This window comes from Dolosicoccus paucivorans (genome assembly GCF_900100125.1).
In the GTDB taxonomy this organism is placed as follows: domain Bacteria; phylum Bacillota; class Bacilli; order Lactobacillales; family Aerococcaceae; genus Dolosicoccus; species Dolosicoccus paucivorans.
On sequence record NZ_FNEL01000071.1, the window covers coordinates 1 to 7,317 of the forward strand.

The window sequence follows — 7,317 nt, forward strand, 5'->3', positions numbered from 1 at the left end:
CTTGAATAACCCATGTTACCAATGCGTAAGACTTTTCCAACTAAAGGTCCAAAACTTCCTGCGATTTCAACCCCAAATTGATCTAGCATAAATTTTTTCACTTCATTCGCATCGACACCTTTAGGTATCAAAACAGCATTCACTGTTGGCAACTTAGTCTCTAAATTCCCGTACAACTTTAGACCCATCGCAGTAAGGCCTGCTATAAGAGCCTTCTCATTTAACTTGTGACGATAATAGACATTATCCATACCTTCTTCCAACAGCATACGTAAACCAGCGTGAGCTGCATAGATTAAATTGGTCGCTTCAGTATGGTGATTAATAGGTGTATCAGACCAATATACTTTTAATTGAGATAAATCTAAATAATTACTTAGAATAAATCTTTCATTTCTAGCTTCAGCACCTAAACCTAGCTCTTTTTGAAAGCGCGATTCAATAATTTGGTCGGCGCGATCGCTCCATGCTACAAAGGCTAACCCTGCTGGAACACTTACACACTTTTGTGTACCTGCAACCGCTAAGTCAACTCCCCACTCTTCCACTTTTGTTGGCATTCCACCAAAAGTTGCGACCATATCAACCATAAATAACACATCATTTTCCTGACAGTATTTGCCGATTTGATCCAACTCTTGAACCTGGCCACTCGCCGTTTCACCATGTACCATCGCAACTAATTTAGGTTGAGTTTCTTTAATTTTATCTATAATACTTTCTTGAAGAAAAGGCCCATCCCACTCTTTTTCATAAAGTATAACTTCTGCTCCCGCACGCTCTGCAATTTCTGCTAGTAGATAAGCGAATCGACCATACGCCGGAATGAGAACTTTATCGCCTTTTTCTACTAATGAGTACATTCCCGCTTCTAAGCCAGCCCGCGAGGACCCATCTACAGCTAAGGCGTGACCATTAGGGATTTGAAAATGTTGCTTCAACATCTTTTGAACTCGTCGCATTATTTGTCTAAACTGCGGATCATATTGTCCCAAGACTTCTAAAGACATTTCACGTAACACCACGGGGTGAGCTTCAACCGGTCCCGGTGTCATAATTGTTCGGGTAGAAAATCTAATTTCTTCACACATTAATATATCCTCCTGATGAATTATAATTTCTTTATTAATTAAAGAATATTGTACCACAATATATCTATAAATTAGAAAAAAATTAGTTTTATGTCTATATAAATTTTACATTAGGTCAACATCTCAACATAACCAATAAGAAGTAAAATTATAACTTCTCTTACTTTACTTTCTTTCGTTAATGAGTTGACTATATAAATCAGCTTTCGCACCATAAATTGCTTGAATACCATCTTGAACTTCAACTACTGCAACTGCCCCTAAAGCCTTCAACCGTTCAACATCAACTAAATCCTTTTGAGTGACAGTGACGCGCAAGCGCGTAGCACAGGCTGTCACTTCCTTTAAATTCTCATATCCTCCTAAAGCCGAGACAATTTCTTGAGCTTCTTCTTCTAAAGAGTGTACACCGCGTTTCTTCGACTCTTCTTCTGTAGCAACTACCGGTTGATTGCCTGGCACTGCTACATCAAAGCGACTTAACGCCAGTCTAAATACAATGTAATATACACCTGCCCAAACAAGTCCGATCGGAATAACGCGCAACCAGTGAGTAATGTGATTTCCTTGTAAAACTCCAAAGAGTAGAAAATCAATTAACCCACCAGAAAACGAATTTCCAATACGCACTTGTAATAAGTCCGCAATCCAAAATGACAATCCATCTAAAAATGCATGTAAAACATATAACCAAGGTGCAGCAAACAAGAACATGTATTCAATAGGTTCTGTAATTCCGGTTAGAAAGGATGTTAACGCACCACTAAAATATAATCCGACATTTTTAGACTTTTGAGCTTTGGGAATTCCATGATACATTGCCAAACAAGCTGCCGGTAAGCCAAACATCATCGTTGCAAATCGTCCAGCAAAAAAGCGAGTTCCATAAGTGAATAACCCTTGATGATTTGGATCTGCTAATTGTGCAAAAAAGATATTTTGCGCTCCAACAATTTGAGCACCTTCAACCATTTCTACTCCACCTAAAGAAGTGTACCAAAATAGTGGATAGATTGTGTGATGTAGTCCCACCGCACCTGTTAAGCGAAGTAAAAAACCATATAAAAAAGTTCCAAAACTACCCATTAACGCAATTTTTTCGCCTGCAATTGTCAATAAACTTTGAAAAGGTGGCCAAATTAAGTAAAAAATAAAACCTAAAATAATAGCCGCAAGAGAGGATACAATCGGAATAAAACGTGATCCTCCAAAAAAACCTAAAAAGGTTGGCAATTGTATTTGACGGTAATGATTATGTAAATAAGCTACAGTACTACCAATAACAATCGAACCTACTACACCTGTATCAATCGCCGGAGCGTCCACAGTTAATAGCTCTAATAAACCATTGATTGTTGCGGTAAACACCACATATGCGACCCCTGCCGCTAATCCTGCTGTTCCTTTGTCGCCCTTAGCTAATCCTACCGCGACTCCGATCGCGAAAATCAGTGCCAAATTAGTAAATACTGCTCCACCGGCAGCACTCATAATTTTTAAAGCACCTTGTAACCATCCTTGATCTAAAAAAGGATAAGCTGCTACTGCACTTGGGTTACTTAAAGCTCCTCCCAGTCCAAGTAAAAGCCCTGCGACCGGTAAAATAGCAATGGGAAGCATCATGGCTCGCCCAATTTGAGAAAATCGACTAAACATATGAAAACCCTTTCCTTCTTTTTTTTACTATTATATATTATTTGTACTACAACTAAAACAAAAAAACGCACAACAGTGCGCTTTTGCGACTGCTGTACGTTTCTCAAGGGAAGGGATTATTATTTTATAGATCTTTAATTGGTTTTTCTTTGTAGCCATAGTATGCGTGCTCAAAAATTTGAATCATATCGGCAACCATTGGCAGACGTGGGTTTGCTGGCGCGGCTTGGTCTTCATAAGCAATGTAAGCCATCTCTTCCGTCTTAGCGAACCATTCATCTTTATCGATACCTTGATCTTTGAAATTCATATCAATACCGATAGACTCTCCTAACTTGTAAATTGCTTGAGCCAGTGACTCTACCCCTTCTTCTGGAGTATCTGCTTTTAGTCCTAATGCTTTAGCAATTGTTTGGTAACGTTCGTTTGCATTGTATTCGTTATATTTTGGCCATGCTGATAGTTTAGATGGTTGTGTTCCGTTGTATTTTACAACATATGGAAGTAAGATCGCGTTTGTACGTCCGTGAACTGTTCTAAACATACCACCAATTGTATGTGCCATCGCGTGGGAAATACCTAAGAAGGCATTACCAAAGGCCATACCTGCCATTGTTGAAGCGTTATGCATGTTTTCGCGACTTTCTTCATCAGCATATTTAACAGAGTTTTCTAAGTTTTCGAAAACTAGTTTAATGGCTTCAAGAGCTAATCCATCTGTATAGCTGCTTGCCATAATAGATACATAAGCTTCTAGAGCGTGTGATAATACGTCCATACCTGTATCCGCTGCGACGTGAGCTGGCACAGTCATTACAAGTGCAGGGTCAACAATCGCAATTGATGGTAAGATTGAGTAGTCTGCTAATGGATATTTACGTCCAATTGACTTGTCAGAAATAACCGCGAATGGTGTTACTTCCGCACCTGTACCCGAAGTAGTTGGAATACATACTAATTGAGCTTTTTCACCTAATTCTGGATATTTGAAAGCACGCTTTCTAATGTCCATGAATTTTTGAACTAAATCTCTAAAGTCTGTTTCTGGTTGCTCATAGAACATCCACATAATTTTCGCAGCATCCATTACAGATCCCCCACCTAGGGCAATAATTGTATCTGGTTCAACTGCGCGGATTGCTTCAGCACCTTTTTCAACGGTTGTAATATCTGGATCTGGTTCAACGTCTGAGAAGATATGATACGTTACTTCGTTATGACGCTTCTCCAATTGATCAGTAATGCGGTTAACAAACCCTAAATCAACCATCGAGTTATCAGTGATGATCATAACGTTTTTAACGTTACTCATTTCTTGTAAGTATTGAATTGAGTTTTTCTCAAAATAAATTTTCGGTGGCACTTTGAACCATTGCATGTTATTTCTTCTCCGTCCTAGCTTCTTAATGTTTAGTAAGTGCATTGCGTTGACGTTGTCTCCAACAGAGTTTTTACCGTATGAACCACAGCCAAGAGTTAACGATGGCATGAAGGCATTATATACGTCTCCAATTCCTCCAAATGTACTTGGAGAGTTCCAAACCACACGAATCGCTTTGACACGCTCACCAAAATCTTTAGCTACTGCTTCATCACGAGTATGAACTGCAGCGGAGTGACCTAAACCATTGAATTCAACCATTGCTTCGGCTGCACCGATTCCATCTTCAGTGTTGTCGGCTTTGTAAACAGCAATAACAGGAGATAATTTCTCACGAGTTAATGGCTCATTTGGACCAATTTCTGTAACTTCAGCTGCTAAAATACTTGTCCCTTTAGGAACATTGAATCCGGCTTCTTTGGCAATCCATTCGGCGTATTTACCTACTACACCGGCGTTTAGCTGTGCTTGATCAACTGAATCTGAGAAAGCTTTTGTTCCGAACATAAATTGTTCTAATTTTTCTTTTTCATCTTTATTGACATAGTATACTTTATATTTTTTAAAGCTTTCATTGAATTCTTCATAGACTTCTTTATCTACGATAACCGCTTGTTCTGAAGCACAAACCATTCCGTTATCAAACGCTTTACTTAATGCAATATCATTTGCCGCCTGCTTAATGTTGGCAGATTTGTGTACGTAAGCCGGTACGTTTCCTGCACCTACACCAAGTGCTGGTTTACCACATGAGTAAGCTGCTTTTACCATCGCATTACCACCTGTAGCAAGAATAGTTGCAATATTATCGTGGTTCATTAAAGCGCCTGTTGCTTCCATCGATGGTTGAGTAATCCATTGAACACAATTTTCCGGTGCACCTGCTGCAACGGCTGCGTCTCGAACAACTTCAGCTGCTCGTGCTGATGATTCTTGTGCTTGCGGGTGGAATGCAAAAATAATTGGGTTACGTGTCTTTAGAGCGATTAACGCTTTAAAGATTGCTGTTGATGTTGGGTTTGTTGTTGGTGTAATACCAGCTACCACTCCAACTGGTTCAGCGATCGTTGTAAGCCCTGTTATTGGATCATCGCTAATAATTCCTACTGTCTTCATGTCGCGCATACTGTTAGTAACATGCTCACAAGCGAACATGTTTTTCGTTGCTTTATCTTCAAAAACTCCACGGCCTGTTTCTTCAACGGCCATTTTAGCGAGTGGTCCGTGTTCTGCTAGAGCTGCTAAGGAAGCTTTACCTACAATATGGTCAACTGCTTCTTGATCTAGCTTCATAAAATCATCTAGCGCAACTAACGCTTTTTGCACTAAACCATCTACGTGCTCTTCCGGTGTGCTCTGCATCGCTTGCTCTTTCTTTTCTTCTGACATTAACTATTCCTCCTAAGAATGGTTTATTTTTTAAATAATTTGCTTGTGTTTTTATGTGATATCTTTCACTAATTATTATTATAGAGAATATTTTTGAAAATTCCTAGTATTTTGGGTGAAAAAATTCACTTTTGTAAAGTAAGCGCTATCATGTATGTGAAATCACGAACTTATTGTTCAATTAGCACATATTTTAAAGTTTGTTAGTCATATAATGAAAAAACTCTCCTTTGTAGGAGAGTTAAGTAATGATTATTCAAAAGACAAGGCAATCTCAATGAGCTTGCGATCTGATCCCTTTGGCCCGATAAAAGAAATGCCAAAAGGAGCTCCCTCATGAAATACCCACGGAGCAGTCAACTGCGGAGTGCCTGATAAGGCGGAAATACATAAAAACTTAGATGATTGAGCTCGGTAATAGTTAATTTCTTCTAAATCATCAGTTCTTAAAGGCGCAACGGAAGAAGCCGTTGGTAAAACAAGTAGCGTATCACTGCCTAATTGTTGATGGATATACTCAGCGATTTGTTTCATCTTATCTACCTGTTCTTCATATTGATCTTTTGTAATTTGTGAAGCAGTCTCTAGACGACCTTTAGGTCCTGGAGAAATAAAAGGATCCATTTCTTCCACAAAAGCTTGATAGTTTCCCCACACTTCATAACCTTGTACAATTTGAAACGTTTTAACCCACTCATCAATTTGAGGTGCAAAAGTTTCTTCGATGACTTCATAAGATGACTTTTTTAACCTTTCTAAAATAGGTCGAACAGAATGATAGACCTCTTGATCAATCACTGACCATAAGTCTTGAGGGATCCAAATCCGTTTAATATTAAAATCATCTTCATCTTCGCCCAACAAAACGTCACTGACTTTTTGAAAAACTTCTACTTCTTTAGCAGCGTAGCCTAAAACGTCCATACTGTCACAATAAGGAGCTTCACCTGTATTGTCCACACGGTGCAGCGTTGGACGCATACCATAAAGATTTGTATAAGAAGCTGGAACTCTAACAGAACCTAAACAATCACTTCCGATAGAAAAGTCAACAAGCTCTCCTGCAACAGAAGCACAACTTCCGCTAGAAGATCCACCAGTATAGCGTCTAATATCATAAGGATTTAGCGGGCTACCATAGTGCCAGTTTTCCCCACTAATGCTGTAACATAACTCGTCACAAACCGTCTTTCCTACTAAGTCGGCTCCGTGGTCTAGTAACACCTCAATTCCCGTCGCTGTAAAGGCATCAGGCTTATTCCACTTTAAATATTCAGGATGCCCATTACCAAACGTACTCCCTTTAACAGTAAACACATCTTTAGCTGAAAAAACATAACCTGATAATTTACCTTGTCCAGTTGCCTTTTTTGCAATATGATTTTCCCTTACAAAACACATAAACGGATCATAAGGCGGTTCTTTTGATACTGTTAATTTCTCTTTTGCAAATAATGTATAATCCTTCATGCAAGTTCTCCTTTCTTAGTGTTTATTTAACTAAGATGAATCGCAATAATTATTGCGACAAAAAATCACTCTAACTGAACGAGTTCGTGCATGAGTACTTCAAAAGGTGTTTTAAAATCTAAGCATTTTCTAGGTCGATTGTTTATCAACCATAGCGCATTGAAAAGATCATGTTCCGTAATTTTAGCTAGATCTGTGCGTTTAGGGAAAAATTCTCTGAGTAATCCATTGGAATTCTCGTTAGTCCCTCTCTGCCAGGCACTGTAAGCATCCGCAAAGTAAAAAGCGATGTTTTGTTGTTCGATGTCTGAATAACAAGCAAATTCTTTC

5 protein-coding genes are annotated in these 7,317 nt (G+C 38.9%); all 5 read right to left on the minus strand.

Annotated features, from left to right (window positions below):
- On the minus strand, nucleotides 1–1,091 hold a 1,091-nt coding region (locus BLR79_RS08105), incomplete at its 3' end, for a pyridoxal-phosphate-dependent aminotransferase family protein (protein ID WP_092086815.1).
- A gap of 165 nt (nucleotides 1,092–1,256) precedes the next feature.
- A complete protein-coding gene (locus BLR79_RS08110) occupies nucleotides 1,257–2,747 on the minus strand; it encodes a PTS transporter subunit EIIC (protein WP_092086818.1) in 1,491 nt (496 codons plus the stop codon).
- 124 nt (nucleotides 2,748–2,871) lie between these two features.
- Nucleotides 2,872–5,517: a bifunctional acetaldehyde-CoA/alcohol dehydrogenase gene (adhE, locus tag BLR79_RS08115; protein ID WP_092086822.1), complete on the minus strand. Its 2,646-nt coding sequence runs from the start codon at nucleotides 5,515–5,517 to the stop codon at nucleotides 2,872–2,874.
- A 252-nt stretch (nucleotides 5,518–5,769) separates the two neighbouring features.
- Nucleotides 5,770–6,987, minus strand: a complete 1,218-nt coding sequence (locus BLR79_RS08120; protein WP_092086825.1) for an amidase family protein — start codon at nucleotides 6,985–6,987, stop codon at nucleotides 5,770–5,772.
- 65 nt (nucleotides 6,988–7,052) lie between these two features.
- Nucleotides 7,053–7,317, minus strand: a 265-nt coding sequence (locus BLR79_RS08125) for an IS30 family transposase (RefSeq protein ID WP_143338833.1), incomplete at its 5' end; no start/stop codon positions are given.